The organism is Paenibacillus sp. BJ-4 (assembly GCF_020404765.1).
Taxonomy (GTDB): Bacteria; Bacillota; Bacilli; order Paenibacillales; family Paenibacillaceae; genus Paenibacillus.
This window is the reverse complement of the sequence record NZ_JAIVEM010000088.1, coordinates 239662-256480: the sequence shown is the minus strand read 5'-3', so window position 1 is coordinate 256480 and position 16819 is coordinate 239662. Positions and strand designations below refer to the sequence as shown.

Genomic DNA, 16819 nt, shown 5'->3' with positions numbered 1-16819 from the left:
GAGGGGTTCCACACGTACCCATCCCGAACACGACCGTTAAGCCCTCCAGCGCCGATGGTACTTGGACCGCAGGGTCCTGGGAGAGTAGGACGTTGCCAAGCAACAGTTAAAGGAGTCATGATCTTAGAAGATCATGACTCTTTTTTTGCGTTGAAAGCAGTGATATTTATATATTTAAAGGAATAGGTGCAAATTAAGATGGACTCATCATCGTATAAATAAATTTAAAATAAATTAGTACCAGGTATTAGTATCTGGTGTTATAATGTGATTAAGGATGACAAAGGAGAGTGGTCAGATTGTTGAATTCAAAAGCGAAGTTAACGGCTCTTGGTACTTATGTACCTGAACGGATTTTAACGAATGCCGATTTAGAGAAGCTCGTGGATACTAGTGACGAGTGGATTGTACAACGAACGGGTATGCGTGAACGGCGAATTGCAGCTGAAGATCAATATGTTTCAGATTTATGTATACAAGCAATTACACGTATGATTAACCTGTATGACGTAAATATAAACGATGTTGATATGATCATTGTAGCGACGAGTACCCCTGATTACTACTTCCCAAGTACGGCTTCACGTATTCAGGCTCATTTTAATATCTTGGATACGGGGTCGATGGATATTAGTGCAGCATGCGCAGGGTTTGCCTATGGACTTCATTTGGCAAATGGCCTTATTACGGGTGGTCTGCACCGTAAGGTGTTAGTGGTGGGAGCGGAAACGTTATCTAAAATTACAGACTATACGGATCGGACGACATGTGTACTTTTTGGAGATGGGGCAGGGGTTGCACTTGTTGAATACGACGAGGATGAAGGATCATTTTTGACCGCGGATATAGGGACTTATGGCCAAGGGGGAGCACATCTTTACCGTGCAGGATTATCAAATAATTTGGATGGAGAGAAGCTGCAAGATCATGGGTTTATCGCCCAAAATGGACGTGAGGTTTATAAATGGGCTGTTCGTTCCGTTCCAGCGGGAGTCGAACGTTTGTTGAATCAGGCAGATATGAAGAAGGAAGATCTCGACTGGTTTGTACCTCATAGCGCTAATTTGAGAATGATCGAGTCCATATGTGAAAGAAGCATAATACCTTTGGAGAAGACGCTGACAAGTGTGGAGTTTTATGGAAATACATCGGCGGCGTCTATCCCATTGGCTTTACAATGTGGCCTGGATGATGGGCGTTTACGGTATGGACAACATGTTATATTATATGGATTTGGAGGCGGCCTGACATATGCGGGTCTGCTACTAAAATGGAGTGTGCCTGATTTATAAGATGTCCTAACCAGTGTAGAAGCAATATGAATAGTATGTACAAACATGTTAATGAGAGCCGCTGACATAGATTTATCGTAGGATGGCAGGATGGTATAATTAACACTATGAGAGAAAGGAGCGTAACATGAAGGTATTGGTATTGGCAGAAAAACCGTCCGTGGCCAGAGAGATTGCACGTGTGATGGGCAGCCGCGAGAAGCATAAAAGTTATATAGAAGGACCCAAGTATGTGGTGACATGGGCATTAGGGCATTTGGTCGGCTTAGCAGAGCCGGAGGATTATGATTCTAAATATGCATCCTGGAATTTGGAGGACTTGCCCATTCTTCCAAAGAGTTCGAAGCTAAAGGTACTGCGCGAAAGCAACCATCAATTCAAAGCTGTACAGCAGCTTATGAAGCGGCAGGACATTGGTGAGCTGATCGTGGCAACAGATGCTGCTCGTGAAGGAGAACTGTTGGCACGTTGGATCATACAAATGGCAAACTGGAAGAAGCCTTTCCGGCGCTTATGGATTTCTTCACAGACAGACAAGGCGATTAAGGAAGGCTTTGCAAAGCTATTGCCTGGTCAGCAGTTTGATCGTTTATATGAATCCGCCCGCTGTAGGGCTGAAGCAGACTGGATGATTGGTCTCAATGTGACCCGCGCATTGACTTGCCGGTATAACGCTCAGCTTTCCGCTGGAAGAGTACAGACGCCAACGCTGGGAATGATCATGGAACGTGAGAAAGAAATTACCCAGTTTCGATCTCAGGAATATGATACTTTGACAGCGGATTTTGGCGACTTTCAGGCAGTTTGGCGGTCAGAGAATGGGGATTCACGAATGTTTGACCGAACGCAGGCAGAGGCTTTGCGCGGTAGACTGGAGGGGGTCAAAGGCACGGTCGCCAGTGTTAAAAAGAGTGAGAAGAATGAGCCTCATCCATTGGCTTACGATTTAACGGAACTGCAAAGAGACGCTAACCAGCGTTATGGCTTTTCCGCCAAACAGACGTCTAATGTACTTCAGCGTCTGTATGAACAGTATAAGCTGGTCACCTATCCACGTACAGACAGTCGTTATATAACCTCTGATATGGTAGGTACACTGAAGGAAAGGCTCAGCAGTGTAGCTGTAGGCCCGTATGCATCCTTGGCACGCCCCTTGCTGCGCAACAATCTGCCGATCACAAAGCGAATTGTGGATGACAGCAAAGTTACGGATCACCATGCGATTATTCCTACAGAGCAGACATTGCTGCTTAATCAGCTAAGCCCGGAGGAACGCAAGCTGTATGACCTGATTGCACGTCGTTTTATCAGTTTGTTCTATCCGCCTGCACGCTATGATGCTGTAGCAGTATCGGTCACGGTAGAGCAGGAGACATTTCAGGTCAAAGGCACAACCATAAAAGATAGTGGCTGGCGGGCTGTATATGACGGAAGCCATTATGACATGGACGATGAAGAAGCAGAGGATCGGGAGAGCACAGGGCGTGGCGTTATTTTGCCTGAACTGAAAAAAGGAGATGCCGTCCGCATACAGCGTTGCCTTGTGCGAGCTGGACGAACGATGCCTCCAAAGCGGTACACGGAAGCGGCCTTGCTCGCACAGATGGAGAAGCATGGACTAGGTACTCCTGCTACCCGCGCCGATCTGATCGAGAAGCTCGTCAGCTCGGATACGATTGAGCGCCAGGGGAACGTGATGCATCCAACGGGGAAAGGCAAGCAACTAATCGAGTTGGCGGCTCCGCAGCTTCGAACACCTGAGCTGACGGCACGTTGGGAAGCGGAGTTGGAACGAATCGCGCGTGGTCAAGGGAAACCGGAGCCGTTTTTGAACTCTATTCGTGCTATGGCGAAAGAACTGGTTTCTACTGTAAAAAATAGCAGCGCCGAATATAAGCCTCATAACGTGACGAACAGTCATTGTCCGAATTGTGGTACAAAGCTGTTGGAGAAGAAGGGCAAACAGGGCAAGTTTCTGGTATGTCCAAGTACGGATTGCGGTTACCGTCGTTCAGGGGAAAAACGTTTGTCGAACCGGCGTTGCCCGCAATGTCATAAGAAGATGGAAATGAAAGAAGGCAAAGCTGGACTGTATGTAAGATGTCTGTCTTGCGGCATTACCGAAACGCTGGATAAGGACAAGCAACGGGTAAACAAACGTGAACAGCAAAAGTTGGTAAGACAATATGAAAAGCAGGAATCTTTTGGTTCCAGCTTGGGTGATCTGCTAAAGGCGGCTATGGATCAAAAGCAAGGCAAGTAACGGAAAGCCAAAAGCAGATGTAAGCTACAACCAGAGCCGGTGTACATCGGTATAAAAACGCTCACTCCTTGGCATGGTAAGCCGAGGAGGTGAGCAATTATGTCAAAGCATAAGCCGCTTAAAATCAATAATCAGCAAAATAAATCAAGTATACTGGAGGAAGAAATCGCTCCTCATCCAGAGAAGCAGGCCAAATATCCTCCAAGCCTAAATGGAATTCCCAAGCAGCAGTCTTGATCGCTGAACAGGCGGGCAGGGCAGAATAGTTTGTAAGACTTATGGCGATTAAATTTCAGATGGAGCAGTTTCTGATATCCGCCAATTATCTAACGACAAGAAGCAGCAGAACGGTGAATATATACACCGTAACTGCTGCTTTTTTAATAAAAAGGGTATTATCTTGCTTTCGGATGATTAATCTCAGTATTCATTGAAGAAGGATTGGATTTGGTTAACATCATGCGTTTGCGTTAAAGCGAGCATGAGCAAAATCCGTGCTTTTTGTGGATTAAGCGAATCGGTGGAAACAAAGTTCGATGCTGCGTCTTTCGTTGATGGAGATACGATGCCACTGCCTACACGGCTGGAGCGGGCGATGATAACTCCTTTTTTACCTGCTGCCTCAGCGCCTTCCGAGGAGGCGGAGGATAAGGAACCATTACCGGAACCTGCTACAACGATCCCTTTGGCACCAGCTGCTACAGCAGCATCATACAGATAGCGACCGTTGTTTTGGTATTCGTATAGAATGTCTACCTGTGGAAGTTGGGTCAGATTGGAGATATCGAATACGGAAGCCGTTGTATGCTTACGTGCAGGTTTATTATAGTAGTACACTTGATCTCCGACAACAGCTCCCAGATACCCCTGTTCCACGGACTTGAATGTATCTACAGCAGTCGTGTTCGTCTTGGTGATGTATCTTGCTGCACCAATTCGATCATTCAGCAGTACGAGTACGCCTTGACCTTTGGAGCTCGAAGCTCCGGCGACTTTCACAGCATTATAGAGGTTAAAGGGACCGTCGGCGCTGATCGCTGTAGCTGGACGCATAGAGCCAACGACAACTACAGGCTTATCGCTTTTGACCACAAGATCAAGGAAATAGGCGGTTTCTTCCAATGTATCTGTACCGTGCGTAATTACGACTCCATCTACATCATCTCTGGCAAGCAGTTCATTGGTGCGTTTGGCAAGTTTTAAAAGGATGTCGTTATTAATATCGGGGCTGCCTACATTGACAACCTGTTCACCACTGACGTTCGCAATACCTTTCATCTCAGGAACAGCTTTAATCAAGGTTTCAACACCCAGTGCGCCTGCTTTATAGCCTGTAGTGTCGGTATTGACGGCAGATGAGCCTGCAATAGTTCCTCCTGTGGCCAGTATTTTAATATTGGGTAAATGATTGGTTTCTGTTTTTTCAGTTTTGTCTGAGGTTGTAGAGATCGAAGCAGGTGTAGTCGTGCTGGTGGCTGCTGCGGCAGTGTTCGTAAATCCAGCACTCCACAAGGTACTTCCGAGAATAAAGCCGGCCAATAGGGGAATCATCGTCATTTTTTTCATGTTAGTCATATAAAGCTCCTCTCCAATGTCAAAACCTGAACTTTGATGTTAAATTAATTGACAATAAAAATGTCGAATTAGTTAATATCACGAATTATAGAGGGTTAAATTGTTTTTAGTCAATATATATGTTAGAAAATATGACTTTAAAACTTATTTTCTAAAGATATAATCGCTTTTATTTCTACTTTTGGTCTGATCTTCGCATCATATTACATTGTGTAGGATGAGAGAGCTTCTTAGCTCCAGGTAATTTTACAATATATAGCATTCGCATTCAATGGATTTCACGCCAAATGCAAAAACAGCAAGCTGATATCCCTCAAAAGGAATTCGCTTGCTGTTTTTGTGGAATCTGAACAAACAGTTTGTTTTACTTCATCAAAGGAAACTGCAAGTTAAGCTGATTGGATCCATTTATACATGGTTTTACAGCTTAGACAGAGTCCTTATCAAGGGTTTTTGGTATGCTGTTTGGTTGGCAAGCTGGCACTTGGAGTTCCTTTTCCTCGTTTACGGTTGTGCTCTGCTTTTTTTGCATTTTCTCGCAGCTTTTCAACGTATTCATGGGTGCTTTCCATCGCGGTCCTCCTTTGAGACAAAATAGATGTGGTTGAGGATTTTCCTCATACCACGTTACTATATCCGCAAAAGCGCTATTCCAGTCAGAAGAAGATTGTTTCTGTAAAAGGGGTGGGGGTATAATGGGGATGAGAGCGTTCCATATGAACTAATACCTGATTGGTTCGGTGTGCAAAAGGAGGAGAGACATTGCAGACAGGCTTGTTCGTATGGCTGCTGTTTATCAATGCAGTAGGCTATCTGGTAATGTCGGAGGATAAAAAAAGAGCGCGTAAGCATCGTGATCGCGTCCCCGAAAGGACCCTGTTTTTTCTGGCCCTGATCGGAGGGGCATTGGGTGTGTTGATTGCGATGTACCGCAAGCGCCATAAAACACGACATATGAGCTTTAGACTCGGTATTCCTGCGTTGCTGTTCATTAACGCATTGCTATATGGATATTTTTTGCGGTAAAGCCGGGGTTTAGGATCTTATAGGGATGTTTAATGATGAGTAAGGCGGCTACTCCAGCGTCCACGAATGTATTATGCAAGCGTGCAAAGGAATACATATTTCAGGCTTGGATTTAATAAACTGAAAAAGAAGAGGTGTTTATGATGCTATTTTCAAAAATATTGCTCGCTTATGATGGTTCGGATGCAGCCAACAAGGCCTTGCTGAAGGCAGCTGAATTAACCAAGGCATCACCGTCCTCGAAGCTTGAGGTCGTAACGGCATTTGATTTCCCACGAATCTTCATGGGCGAGGGTTTGGCTCCGATTCCGGCTTCGATAAATAAAGAATATTACGATTTGGCGGAGCAAACCACGGATGAAGTTAAAAAGCGACTTGCTGATCAAGGTGTGGATGCCAAGGTAGAGCTGATTCAAGGTTCGCCAGCCGAAGTTATTTTGGATTATGCCAATGAAAATGGCTTTGATGTAATTGTGATTGGTAGTCGCGGCTTGGGTGGTATTCGTGAATTTGTATTGGGCAGCGTGAGTCACAATGTGGTGCAGCATGCGCGCATTCCTGTGCTGGTCGTTAAGTAACAGAATAAAATGAGTAAAAGTCGGATTACTTTCTGTACAGGAAGTGCCGACTTTTTTTTCTGTATAGTATAATGTCCGCTATTATTAATTAAGGCAGAGAGTCGGCTAAATGTGCTACTGTTACCAGACTCTTAGGTATATAAGCATATTGATTTTGTCAAACACGAACATTCAATTGGATGATTTTGATAATGTTCGTTTTCAAGTTGACATAGGGTGTAGGGAATTGTTAAACTATGAAGTGTATTGTCGATAAAAAATGAACTTTAGGTACAATTTAATAAGGTACACATGTTTGAGCCGAAACAAATCACGATTATGCTAGGAACGTATATCGTTGGGGATGGATTAGGCACAATGCTGACTCGTATAATGCCGGGGATATGGCCCGGAAGTTTCTACCTGGAAACCTTAAATTTCCGGACTACGGGAGACATACGGCTGAAGCCGCATTGGTGCGGTGAAACAGGCTTGCTTTTGGCATGCCTTTATGAAGCTCTGTCGTTTGTTTTTTCGTAGTCCGGTGTCTTGAAAATAACGTTATTTTCGAGTGCCGGATTTTTGGCGCTTATTGATAAACAGGGAGTGAAGGACATGTCAGTGCAGGTCGCTGTCATTATGGGCAGCACATCAGACTGGGACACCATGCAACATGCATGTGCTGTGCTGGACGAGCTTGAAATCGGATATGAGAAAAAGGTAGTTTCAGCCCATCGTACACCGGATTTGATGTTCCGTTATGCAGAGGAAGCCGCCGGGCGCGGACTGAAGGTCATTATTGCCGGAGCGGGTGGGGCTGCCCATCTGCCAGGAATGATGGCTGCGAAAACATTCTTGCCAGTCATCGGTGTGCCTGTCCAGTCCAAGGCACTGAATGGTCTGGACTCTCTGCTCTCGATTGTGCAGATGCCGGGTGGTATTCCAGTTGCCACTGTGGCAATCGGCAAGGCAGGTGCTACGAATGCAGGGCTGCTGGCAGCACAAATATTAGGTGCTTTTGACGAAAAGATAAGCCAGCGGGTCGTGGCAAGACGCGATCGTATCCGTGATGAGGTGCTAGAAGGCAGTGATTCACTATGAATGAGGCATGTGAACCTACAGGCTGTGTTCGTCCTCCTGGCGCAACGATTGGAATTTTGGGAGGCGGACAACTGGGCAGAATGCTTGTACTGGCGGGAACAAACCTGGGGTACCGCTTTGTGACGCTGGACCCGGCACCGGATAGTCCATGTGGGCAGGTGTCGGAGCAGATTCGCGCCGCTTATGATGACGAGCATGCGGCCAGAGAGCTGGCTGGGCGGTGCGATGTGATCACGTATGAGTTTGAAAATGTGGATGCGGGTGTAGCCGCGCTTTTGGAACAGGAATCCAGTGTACCGCAGGGCAGCAATCTATTGTACACAACACAGCATCGTCTGCGTGAAAAACGTTCTATTGAAGCGGCAGGCGTCCCGGTGGCTCCGTATCGTGAAATCAGCAGTGCTACGGATATGATTCAAGCGGTAGCTGAGCTAGGTGTACCGTGTGTGCTCAAAACGACAGTCGGCGGTTATGACGGCAAGGGACAGGCGGTCATTCGCCAGCCGGAGGAAGCCGTAGCAGCCTACGAACAATTGGCGACTAGCGGTACGGAGCTGGTGCTGGAGCAGTTTATTCGTTTTCGCTGCGAAATCTCGGTCATCGTCGCACGCAGCACGAATGGCGAAGCCAAAGCCTTTCCACCTGCGGAAAACATTCATGTGAACAATATTTTGCACACGTCGATTGTACCTGCGCGTGTACCGGAATCGGTGCAGGAGGAAGCACGTAGACTGGCGCTGGCTGTGGCGGAATCATTAGGTGCGGTAGGGCTGCTCGCTGTAGAAATGTTTGTTGCCGAAAATGGACAATTGTACGTCAATGAGCTGGCCCCGAGACCGCATAACTCCGGTCATTACACGATGGAGGGCTGCGCGACGTCGCAATTCGAGCAGCACATACGTGCGATTTGCGGCTTGCCACTGGGAAGCACGAAGCTGCTGACTCCGGTCGTGATGGTCAATGTGCTGGGTGAGCATTTGGAGGACGTGGTTCGGCGGTTCGTGCAGCCGGATGCCGAAGCCGAAAGATTGGATGTTGTACCCAAGCTGCATTTGTATGGAAAAAGTGAAGCCAAGCCAGGCCGAAAGATGGGACATATTAATCTATTGTGCCAGGATGCGGAGCAAGCGCTGAAATGGATTGAACAAACCAATATTTGGGGGGATAAATAGTCATGATCGAACGCTATAGCAGACCGGAAATGAGAGCGATTTGGACGGAAGAAAATAAATTCAAGGCATGGCTGGAGGTAGAGCTGTGCGCCTGTGAAGCTTGGGCGGAATTAGGGGTTATCCCGAAAGAGGACACCGTGGCGCTGCGTAAGAATGCAAGCTTTGATATTGACCGGATTTATGAAATTGAGCAGGAGACGAGACATGATGTCATTGCTTTTACCCGTACGGTGTCTGAAAGTCTTGGCGACGAGCGCAAATGGGTACATTACGGCCTGACCTCCACGGATGTGGTGGATACCGCACTGGGCTACCTGCTGAAGCAGGCGAATGAAATTCTGGAGCGGGATATCTTGAATTTTATTGAAATTTTGAAGGAAAAGGCATTGGCTTACAAGCACACACCGATGATGGGCCGTACGCATGGAGTGCATGCCGAGCCGACCACATTTGGACTAAAAATGGGCTTGTGGTACGAGGAAATGAAGCGCAATCTGGAACGTTTCCGTTATGCTGCTGATCAGGTGCAATACGGTAAAATGTCCGGCGCAGTCGGCACCTACGCTAACATTGATCCGGCTGTAGAAGCGTTTGTATGCCGCAAGCTGGGCACCAAGCCGGCTCCAATCTCTACACAGACGCTCCAGCGTGACCGTCATGCTGAATATATGGCGACGTTGGCGTTGATAGCTACATCCTTGGACAAATTTGCTACAGAAGTCCGCGCACTGCAAAAGAGTGAATTCCGTGAGGTGGAGGAAGCCTTTGCCAAGGGTCAAAAAGGTTCTTCCGCGATGCCGCATAAACGCAATCCGATCGGCAGTGAAAACATCTCCGGTCTGGCACGTGTAATTCGCGGGCATATGGTTTCTGCGTATGAGAACGTGACGCTGTGGCATGAACGCGATATCTCGCATTCTTCTGTGGAACGTATTATTCTGCCGGATGCGACGATGCTGTTGAATTATATGCTGAACCGTTTTGGCAATATCGTGAAGAATCTGACGGTCTTCCCTGAAAATATGAAGCGCAATATGGCGCGTACGTATGGCGTACCATTCTCCGGTCGTATTATGACGAAGCTGATCGACAAGGGCTTTAGTCGTGAAAAAGCCTACGATACCGTGCAGCCGCGTGCGATGCAGGCATGGGAAGAGCAGCGCCAGTTCCGCGAAATCGTGGAGGCGACCCCGGAAATTACCGCCGTGCTCAGTCCCGAGGAAATTGAGGATGCGTTTAACCCGGCCTGGCATCTGAAGAACGTAGATACGATCTTTAAAAAGCTGGGATTAGGGGAGTAGAGGGAAGGTTGGTGCGTGGTGAGACCGCTGCGCGAACGGATCATTCTTCCGATTGCTGTTGCCCCTGGATTCCTGTGATTGTAATAAACCCGTAAAGGTTGGAATCCAGAGGCAAAGGCAAGCGCTCACGCTTCTCCAGAACGATTCCGTCAGCTCCGCTGCAATCCAGCACCAACCCTCATATGGGGGCAGAACAAGGGGGAGGTGCGGCACATAAGAAGCCGCACCTCCCCAAGAGCGATGAAAAAGCGTGTTCCACTGCTTTTCAATCGCAAGCAACGTTCTTGGAAGGACTGCCGAATTTGCGCAGCAAACAGTCACGGTCCTTCCAAGAACGCGCAAGGCTCAAGCAGCGAAGCCTTGAGCTACCGTATAAGTGCGCAGCGTGGAACATGCGCACAACAGGCGAAGCCCAATGCTCGGCCGCATGGCATGCCGAGCTACGGCCCCGGGCCGGAATGGTCTGCGGCATGCACGGAGCCGCAGCAGCCCGTAAGCTTGCATATAAAATTGCAGCTTAGAGCTTTCAACGCTGATACGGCGCTGTGCACGTAAAAACGTCGCTCTGCGCCGACGTAAAAGCGTTGCTGAATGAAAGCTTGTGCCAACAGGCCTTCATCCAGCGAAACGCGCTCTCGCCCCACCCCAGCTACAAAAAAACGGTCCCATCCCGCTCACCAGCCCAACCCTTGCGGGAGTCCCGAGGGCAGCAGCCCTGGGGGTCCTCCCCGAGGGGAGGATTTAGGAGGGGCAAACTTCTTTGAAAGAGGTGTAATGAAATGTCATTGTCTACTGCCGAAGGTCTGATCCATGCGCCGCTCCTGTACAAAGGCAAGGTGCGTGAGTTGTATGATCTCGGAGAGCATTTTCTGATTGTCGTGACGGATCGGATTTCGGCTTTTGATTATGTGTTGGAGCCACCCGTACCGGAAAAGGGAAATGTACTCAATAAGCTTAGTGCTTTCTGGTTTGAGCAGACGAAAGACTTGTTGGAAAACCATGTGGTGCATACCGATGTGAACAAGCTCGGTCATATTATCGACGAACAGAATAAAGAGTTGCTGAAAGACCGGATCATGGTCACGCTGAAGGCTGAACGCATCGATATCGAATGTGTGGTGCGCGGATATATTACCGGAGGCGGCTGGCGTCAGTATGAGCAGACCGGTGAGGTAAACGGTATTCCATTGCCGGAGGGGCTGCGTAAGAATGAACGCTTTCCCAAGCCTTTATTTACACCAGCTGCCAAAAACGACGTCGGACACGACGAGGACATTTCCCTTCACCAAATGAAAGAACTGGTCGGGGCTGAACTAACAGCCCAGCTTGAAGAAAAAAGCTTGGCGTTGTACGAATTTGCCCGTGCTTTCTGTGAAAAGCGTGGAATCATTTTAGCTGATTGCAAGTTTGAGTTTGGTCTTGTGAATGGCAAGGTTATTTTGATTGACGAAATTTTCACCCCGGATTCATCACGTTTCTGGGCACAGGAAAAGTATGAGCTGGATGTGGAGATTGACAGCATGGATAAGGAGCCGGTACGAAGCTATTTGGCATCATCCGGTTGGGACAAGAATAGTAAGCCCGATCCGTTGCCTGCTGAAGTGGTAGCAGAAACAACTGCAAGATATACGGATATTTGGCGGCGTCTGACGGCACAGTAAATAGTAATCATTGATTTAAAACCAATAATCAATAGGATTCATCCATTCGGAGGAGGAACTGAAGGAACATGATGAAAGCAACGGTCTATGTCACAATTAAGCAAAGCGTTTTGGATCCGCAGGGGGTTGCGGTGCAGGGAGCGCTGCATTCTATGGGTTTCGGAGAAGTGGACAGCGTCAGAATTGGTAAGTATATGGAGCTGAATCTGGATACAACAGACCGCGAGAGTGCAGAGAAGCGCGTCATCGAGATGTGCGAAAAGCTGTTGGCTAATACGGTCATTGAAGACTACCGCTACGAACTGGAGGGCTAATTCCATGAAATTTGCAGTTCTGGTTTTTCCGGGCTCCAACTGTGATATTGACTGCTATAAGGCGATAGAGGACACGGTCGGTGAACCTGTCGATTATGTATGGCATACTGCGACGGATCTGTCGCCTTACGATTGTATTCTTGTTCCGGGGGGCTTCTCCTACGGAGATTACCTGCGATGTGGCGCAATTTCCCGGTTTGCTCCGGTGATGAAGGAAGTAGCCAAAGCGGCTGCCGAGGGGAAATATATTTTGGGTATCTGCAACGGTTTTCAAATTTTGACCGAAGCCGGGCTGCTGCCGGGTGCTCTGCGCCGTAATCTGTCGATGAAGTTCCTTTGCCGTGATACGGTGTTGAAGGTCGAGAATAATAAAACGCCTTTTACAAAAGATTATGCTGCTGGTGAAGAGATCATTATTCCGATCGCACACGGCGAAGGCAACTATTACTGTGATGATGAGACGCTGGCTCGTTTGCAGGCGAACAATCAGATCGTATTTACGTATAAAGATAATCCCAACGGTTCCATGACGGATATCGCAGGGATTTGTAACGAGCAAGGTAATGTACTGGGCATGATGCCCCACCCGGAACGCGCGGTGGATGCATTGCTTGGAACGGATGACGGCAAACGTATGTTTACATCTATTTTGAATGCTTGGAGGGATCGTCATGGCGCAGCAAGTGTCCGCTAAGGAACCAACGGCAGAGCAGATTGCCGAACATAAACTGTATCAGCAGATGGGTGTGTCGGACAGCGAATATGCGTTGATCTGCGAATTTATGGGACGTCAGCCGAATTATACGGAGATTGGCGTATTCAGTGTCATGTGGTCAGAGCATTGTGCTTACAAAAACTCCAAGCCGCTGCTGCGTCGTTTCCCGACGAGCGGTCCACGAGTTCTGATGGGACCCGGCGAGGGCGCAGGGATTGTAGATATCGGTGACAACCAAGCAGTTGTATTTAAAATCGAAAGCCACAACCACCCGTCGGCAGTAGAGCCTTTTCAAGGGGCAGCGACTGGGGTAGGCGGCATTATCCGTGATATTTTCTCCATGGGCGCAAGACCTGTAGCGGTGTTAAACTCCCTGCGTTTCGGCAAGCTGGAGAGCGACCGTGTGAAGTATTTGTTCGAGCACGTGGTATCCGGTATTGCGGGATATGGAAACTGTATCGGTATTCCAACCGTAGGCGGCGAGGTTGTATTCGATGAAAGCTATGAGGGTAACCCGCTCGTCAACGCGATGTGTGTTGGATTGATCGATCACGACAAAATCCAGCGTGGTGTTGCCAAAGGGGTCGGTAACCCGGTGTTCTATGTGGGACCGCCGACAGGCCGTGATGGGATTCACGGAGCGACCTTCGCATCGGTTGAGCTGACAGAGGAATCCGAAGCGAATCGGACTGCGGTTCAAGTAGGCGATCCATTCATGGAAAAGCTGGTCATGGAATCCTGTCTGGAGCTGATCGACAGCGGTATTGTGCTGGGTATTCAGGATATGGGCGCAGCGGGACTTACCTGCTCCAGCGCGGAGATGGCGAGTAAGGCTGGCAACGGTCTGGAGCTGTATCTGGATCAGGTACCGCAGCGTGAAGAGGGCATGACACCTTACGAAATGATGCTGTCCGAATCACAGGAACGGATGCTGTTCGTAGTAGAGCCTAAGGATGAAGCACAGGCGCTTGAAATTTTCGAGCGTTGGGGTGTTATTTGCGCCAAGGTCGGCAAGGTGACGGATGACGGTCGTTTGCGTTTGTTCCATCACGGTGAAGTGGTGGGTGATATGCCAGTGACGGCGCTGGTAGACGAGTGTCCGATTTACGACAAGCCTTCCGAAGTTCCTGCTTATTACGAGCAAAATGCTGCCGTTGACACACTGCGTTACCCGGAAGTGACCGATTTGAACGGTGCGCTGAAAAAGGTACTTTCATCGCCAAGTGTAGCCAGCAAGAAATGGGTATACGAGCAGTATGATTACATGGTTCGCACCAGTACAGCCGTTCGTCCGGGCTCGGATGCAGCTGTAGTGACCGTGCACGGTACCCGCAAGGGACTCGCGATGACCACGGACTGTAACGGACGTTATGTATACCTTGATCCAGAGGTAGGCGGACGGATTGCAGTCAGCGAAGCAGCACGTAACATTGTCTGCTCCGGCGGCGAGCCGTTAGCAATTACGGACAACCTGAACTTCGGTAATCCTGAAAAGCCGGATATTTTCTGGCAAATGGAAAAGGCCGTGGACGGTATGGCAGAAGCTTGCCGTGTACTGGATACCCCAGTCATCGGGGGCAACGTTAGCTTGTACAATGAAAATACCAAAGGTTCCATCTATCCAACGCCTGTTGTCGGTATGGTGGGTCTGGTACATGATACGGATCACATTACGACCCAGGGCTTTAAATCAGAAGGCGATGTGATTTTCCTGGTGGGAGAAACGAAAGCCGAGCTGGGGGGCAGTGAGTTCCAGGCTGTCGTACACGGAGTATCCGAGGGACGACCGCCCGAGCTTGATCTGAACGTGGAGAAAAAGCTTCTGAATGCGGTGCTCAGTGCGATCCAGACCGGGTTGGTACAATCCGCGCATGATCTCGCAGAGGGTGGATTGGCTGTGGCTCTCGCAGAATCCGGTATTAGTGGCGGATTGGGAGCACAAATTAACGTGGAAACCTCTTTGCGTCCTGACCATGCATTGTTCAGCGAAAGTCAATCTCGCATTTTGTTATCCGCATCGCCGGATAAGGCATCTGCGCTGGAAGCACATCTTCGTGGTCTGGGAGTGCCGGTTAGCGTATTAGGTACAGTTGAAGGATCCCAATTGACAGTTGAGGTAAACGGACAACCCGCTTTGAACGAGGCAGTCGCCAGTTTGAAGCAAATCTGGGAGGATGTCATTCCATGTCTGATGAAATAACAGCACGGACGTTGTGGACTGGAGATTACTATAATGAAGGCTCTGGTAAAGAGGGGCTGTTTGATAAATTAAAAGAGGAATGCGGCGTGTTTGGTGTATACCGACATTCCGATGCCGCTTCTCTGGCCTATTACGGATTGCATGCGCTCCAGCATCGTGGGGAGGAGAGCGCAGGCATCTGTGTGAGCAGTGGTGATGAGTTCCATTATCATCGTGGGATGGGTCTTGTTAAAGAAGTGTTCAATAAAGACTTGATGGCTTCGCTGACAGGTGACATTGCTATCGGGCATGTACGTTATTCGACAAGTGGAGACAGCAAGCTGACGAATGCACAGCCCTTGGTTTTCAAATATCGTGATGGTGATTTGGCGGTAGCCACGAACGGCAATATCGTAAACGCCTTGCAAATCCGGCATGAGCTGGAGCAAGGCGGGTCTATTTTTCAAACGACAAGCGACACAGAGGTCGTCGCGCATTTGATCGCCCGGTCGTCCAAGGATTTGGTGGAGGCTGCCAAGGATGCATTGAAACGTATCGTCGGTGGGTTCGCCTTCCTGATCATGACCAACGACAAGATGCTTGTGGCTTCTGATCCCAATGGTCTGCGTCCGATCACGATGGGCAGATTGGGAGATGCGTATCTGTTTGCTTCCGAGTCCTGTGCTTTGGAAACGATTGGAGCAGAGCTGCTGCGCGATATCGAGCCGGGTGAACTGCTGGTGCTGGATCAAAATGGACTGCACGAAGACCGTTACACGGAAGAAAAGCAACGCAAAGCGCTGTGTGCGATGGAGTATATTTATTTTGCTCGTCCTGACAGTGATTTGAACGGGACTAATCTTCATGCCGCACGCAAACGGATGGGCAGCCAGTTGGCTTTGGAAGCTTTTGTCGATGCGGATTTGGTTACCGGGGTGCCGGATTCCAGTATTTCGGCAGCGATTGGTTATGCCGAGCAGACAGGTATTCCCTATGAGCTGGGCATGATTAAAAATAAATACACCGGACGTACGTTCATCCAGCCAAGTCAGGAGTTGCGCGAGCAGGGTGTGAAAATGAAGCTGAGCGCTGTGCGCCGCGTAGTCGAAGGCAAACGCGTCATCATGATCGACGATTCTATCGTCCGGGGGACTACTTCCCGTCGAATCGTGAATATGCTACGGGATGCGGGTGCACTGGAGGTACATGTACGTATTACCTCGCCGCCTTTCAAAAACCCGTGCTTTTACGGCATTGACACGCCGGATCGCCGGGAGCTGATCGCTTCCTCCAAAACAGTCGAGGAAATTCGTCAGGAGATTAACGCTGATTCGCTCTATTTTATGAGCGCCGAGGGCTTGATCGCTGCTGTAGGCGGACATAACGAGCAGGATTATAAAGGCGGCTTATGTCTGGCTTGCTTCGACAACGATTATCCGACTCAGGTGGATTTCAAAGGCGAAGAAAAGCTCGGATGTAGTTGTTAGTATAGAGAACAAAAGAGGTACTAGCGCCATATAATGCGGTTCTGAGGGGGCCACTCCGCGTGTGGAAGGTTCTTGCCAGATTCCAGGATTGGAATAACCCCTTACAGGGTTGGAATCCGGCGGCAAAGGCGAACGCTTCGCTTCTCCAGAATCCTTCCACCCGCTGCGTTCCTCAG

16 protein-coding genes, 1 rRNA gene and 1 riboswitch are annotated in these 16819 nt (G+C 48.8%); of the genes, 15 read left to right on the top strand and 2 right to left on the bottom strand.

The window, feature by feature from the left end:
- The 4 genes from rrf to LCF57_RS16000 all read left to right on the top strand — a co-directional run.
- A 5S ribosomal RNA gene (gene rrf, locus LCF57_RS16015) occupies positions 1-101 on the top strand; the annotation flags it as partial.
- A 198-nt stretch (positions 102-299) separates the two neighbouring features.
- The gene (locus LCF57_RS16010) at positions 300-1292 is read left to right on the top strand and encodes a ketoacyl-ACP synthase III (protein WP_226001582.1); all 993 of its coding nucleotides are present in this window, start codon (positions 300-302) and stop codon (positions 1290-1292) included.
- A gap of 127 nt (positions 1293-1419) precedes the next feature.
- The gene (locus LCF57_RS16005; protein ID WP_226001581.1) at positions 1420-3555 is read left to right on the top strand and encodes a DNA topoisomerase III; all 2136 of its coding nucleotides are present in this window, start codon (positions 1420-1422) and stop codon (positions 3553-3555) included.
- A 99-nt stretch (positions 3556-3654) separates the two neighbouring features.
- Positions 3655-3792, top strand: coding sequence for a hypothetical protein (locus tag LCF57_RS16000; protein ID WP_014279834.1), 138 nt, complete (start codon positions 3655-3657; stop codon positions 3790-3792).
- Positions 3793-3975: 183 nt separating this feature from the next.
- Here LCF57_RS16000 and LCF57_RS15995 read toward each other — a convergent pair whose 3' ends face one another.
- Together LCF57_RS15995 and LCF57_RS15990 are read right to left on the bottom strand one after the other, a co-directional pair.
- Complete coding sequence (locus tag LCF57_RS15995; RefSeq protein ID WP_226001580.1) at positions 3976-5130, bottom strand: type II asparaginase; 1155 nt, start codon at positions 5128-5130, stop codon at positions 3976-3978.
- A 443-nt stretch (positions 5131-5573) separates the two neighbouring features.
- Positions 5574-5702 (bottom strand): DUF4023 family protein, encoded by a 129-nt coding sequence (locus tag LCF57_RS15990; protein WP_007428828.1) that lies wholly within the window; start codon positions 5700-5702, stop codon positions 5574-5576.
- Positions 5703-5892: 190 nt separating this feature from the next.
- Between LCF57_RS15990 and LCF57_RS15985 the strand changes: the two genes are divergently transcribed.
- The 11 genes from LCF57_RS15985 to purF all read left to right on the top strand — a co-directional run bounded on the left by LCF57_RS15985 (position 5893) and on the right by purF (position 16643).
- Complete coding sequence (locus LCF57_RS15985; RefSeq protein WP_226001579.1) at positions 5893-6156, top strand: DUF1294 domain-containing protein; 264 nt, start codon at positions 5893-5895, stop codon at positions 6154-6156.
- A gap of 143 nt (positions 6157-6299) precedes the next feature.
- Entirely contained in the window at positions 6300-6734 is a 435-nt protein-coding gene (locus LCF57_RS15980) for a universal stress protein (protein WP_025719149.1), read from the top strand.
- Between the two features lie 345 nt (positions 6735-7079).
- Positions 7080-7181, top strand: a riboswitch (purine riboswitch).
- A gap of 147 nt (positions 7182-7328) precedes the next feature.
- Positions 7329-7814: a 5-(carboxyamino)imidazole ribonucleotide mutase gene (gene purE / locus LCF57_RS15975; protein WP_226001596.1), complete on the top strand. Its 486-nt coding sequence runs from the start codon at positions 7329-7331 to the stop codon at positions 7812-7814.
- Positions 7811-8986 (top strand): 5-(carboxyamino)imidazole ribonucleotide synthase, encoded by a 1176-nt coding sequence (purK, locus tag LCF57_RS15970; RefSeq protein ID WP_226001578.1) that lies wholly within the window; start codon positions 7811-7813, stop codon positions 8984-8986. Before purE ends, purK begins: the two co-directional genes overlap by 4 nt.
- A 2-nt stretch (positions 8987-8988) precedes the next feature.
- Positions 8989-10287 (top strand): adenylosuccinate lyase, encoded by a 1299-nt coding sequence (gene purB / locus LCF57_RS15965; RefSeq protein WP_226001577.1) that lies wholly within the window; start codon positions 8989-8991, stop codon positions 10285-10287.
- Positions 10288-10385: 98 nt separating this feature from the next.
- Positions 10386-10808 carry a hypothetical protein gene (locus LCF57_RS15960; protein ID WP_226001576.1) on the top strand — a complete coding sequence of 141 codons (423 nt, stop codon included), beginning with the start codon at positions 10386-10388 and terminating at the stop codon, positions 10806-10808.
- A 258-nt stretch (positions 10809-11066) separates the two neighbouring features.
- Positions 11067-11948 carry a phosphoribosylaminoimidazolesuccinocarboxamide synthase gene (locus LCF57_RS15955; RefSeq protein WP_226001575.1) on the top strand — a complete coding sequence of 294 codons (882 nt, stop codon included), beginning with the start codon at positions 11067-11069 and terminating at the stop codon, positions 11946-11948.
- 68 nt (positions 11949-12016) lie between these two features.
- Complete coding sequence (gene purS / locus LCF57_RS15950) at positions 12017-12262, top strand: phosphoribosylformylglycinamidine synthase subunit PurS (RefSeq protein ID WP_007428837.1); 246 nt, start codon at positions 12017-12019, stop codon at positions 12260-12262.
- Between the two features lie 4 nt (positions 12263-12266).
- Positions 12267-12956, top strand: a complete 690-nt coding sequence (purQ, locus tag LCF57_RS15945) for a phosphoribosylformylglycinamidine synthase subunit PurQ (RefSeq protein ID WP_025719141.1) — start codon at positions 12267-12269, stop codon at positions 12954-12956.
- Positions 12934-15177 (top strand): phosphoribosylformylglycinamidine synthase subunit PurL, encoded by a 2244-nt coding sequence (gene purL / locus LCF57_RS15940; RefSeq protein WP_226001574.1) that lies wholly within the window; start codon positions 12934-12936, stop codon positions 15175-15177. Before purQ ends, purL begins: the two co-directional genes overlap by 23 nt.
- Complete coding sequence (gene purF / locus LCF57_RS15935) at positions 15162-16643, top strand: amidophosphoribosyltransferase (protein ID WP_226001573.1); 1482 nt, start codon at positions 15162-15164, stop codon at positions 16641-16643. Before purL ends, purF begins: the two co-directional genes overlap by 16 nt.
- Positions 16644-16819 lie beyond the last annotated feature (176 nt).

What these genes read in the sequence shown, in the direction of transcription:
- LCF57_RS16005 (WP_226001581.1), top strand. Translation starts at nt 1,420, where the DNA reads ATGAAGGTATTGGTATTGGCAGAAAAACCGTCCGTGGCCAGAGAGATT.
- LCF57_RS16000 (WP_014279834.1), top strand. Translation starts at nt 3,655, where the DNA reads ATGTCAAAGCATAAGCCGCTTAAAATCAATAATCAGCAAAATAAATCA.
- LCF57_RS15995 (WP_226001580.1), bottom strand. Translation starts at nt 5,130, where the DNA reads ATGACTAACATGAAAAAAATGACGATGATTCCCCTATTGGCCGGCTTT.
- LCF57_RS15990 (WP_007428828.1), bottom strand. Translation starts at nt 5,702, where the DNA reads ATGGAAAGCACCCATGAATACGTTGAAAAGCTGCGAGAAAATGCAAAA.
- LCF57_RS15980 (WP_025719149.1), top strand. Translation starts at nt 6,300, where the DNA reads ATGCTATTTTCAAAAATATTGCTCGCTTATGATGGTTCGGATGCAGCC.
- purE (WP_226001596.1), top strand. Translation starts at nt 7,329, where the DNA reads ATGTCAGTGCAGGTCGCTGTCATTATGGGCAGCACATCAGACTGGGAC.
- purK (WP_226001578.1), top strand. Translation starts at nt 7,811, where the DNA reads ATGAATGAGGCATGTGAACCTACAGGCTGTGTTCGTCCTCCTGGCGCA.
- purB (WP_226001577.1), top strand. Translation starts at nt 8,989, where the DNA reads ATGATCGAACGCTATAGCAGACCGGAAATGAGAGCGATTTGGACGGAA.
- LCF57_RS15955 (WP_226001575.1), top strand. Translation starts at nt 11,067, where the DNA reads ATGTCATTGTCTACTGCCGAAGGTCTGATCCATGCGCCGCTCCTGTAC.
- purS (WP_007428837.1), top strand. Translation starts at nt 12,017, where the DNA reads ATGATGAAAGCAACGGTCTATGTCACAATTAAGCAAAGCGTTTTGGAT.
- purQ (WP_025719141.1), top strand. Translation starts at nt 12,267, where the DNA reads ATGAAATTTGCAGTTCTGGTTTTTCCGGGCTCCAACTGTGATATTGAC.
- purL (WP_226001574.1), top strand. Translation starts at nt 12,934, where the DNA reads ATGGCGCAGCAAGTGTCCGCTAAGGAACCAACGGCAGAGCAGATTGCC.
- purF (WP_226001573.1), top strand. Translation starts at nt 15,162, where the DNA reads ATGTCTGATGAAATAACAGCACGGACGTTGTGGACTGGAGATTACTAT.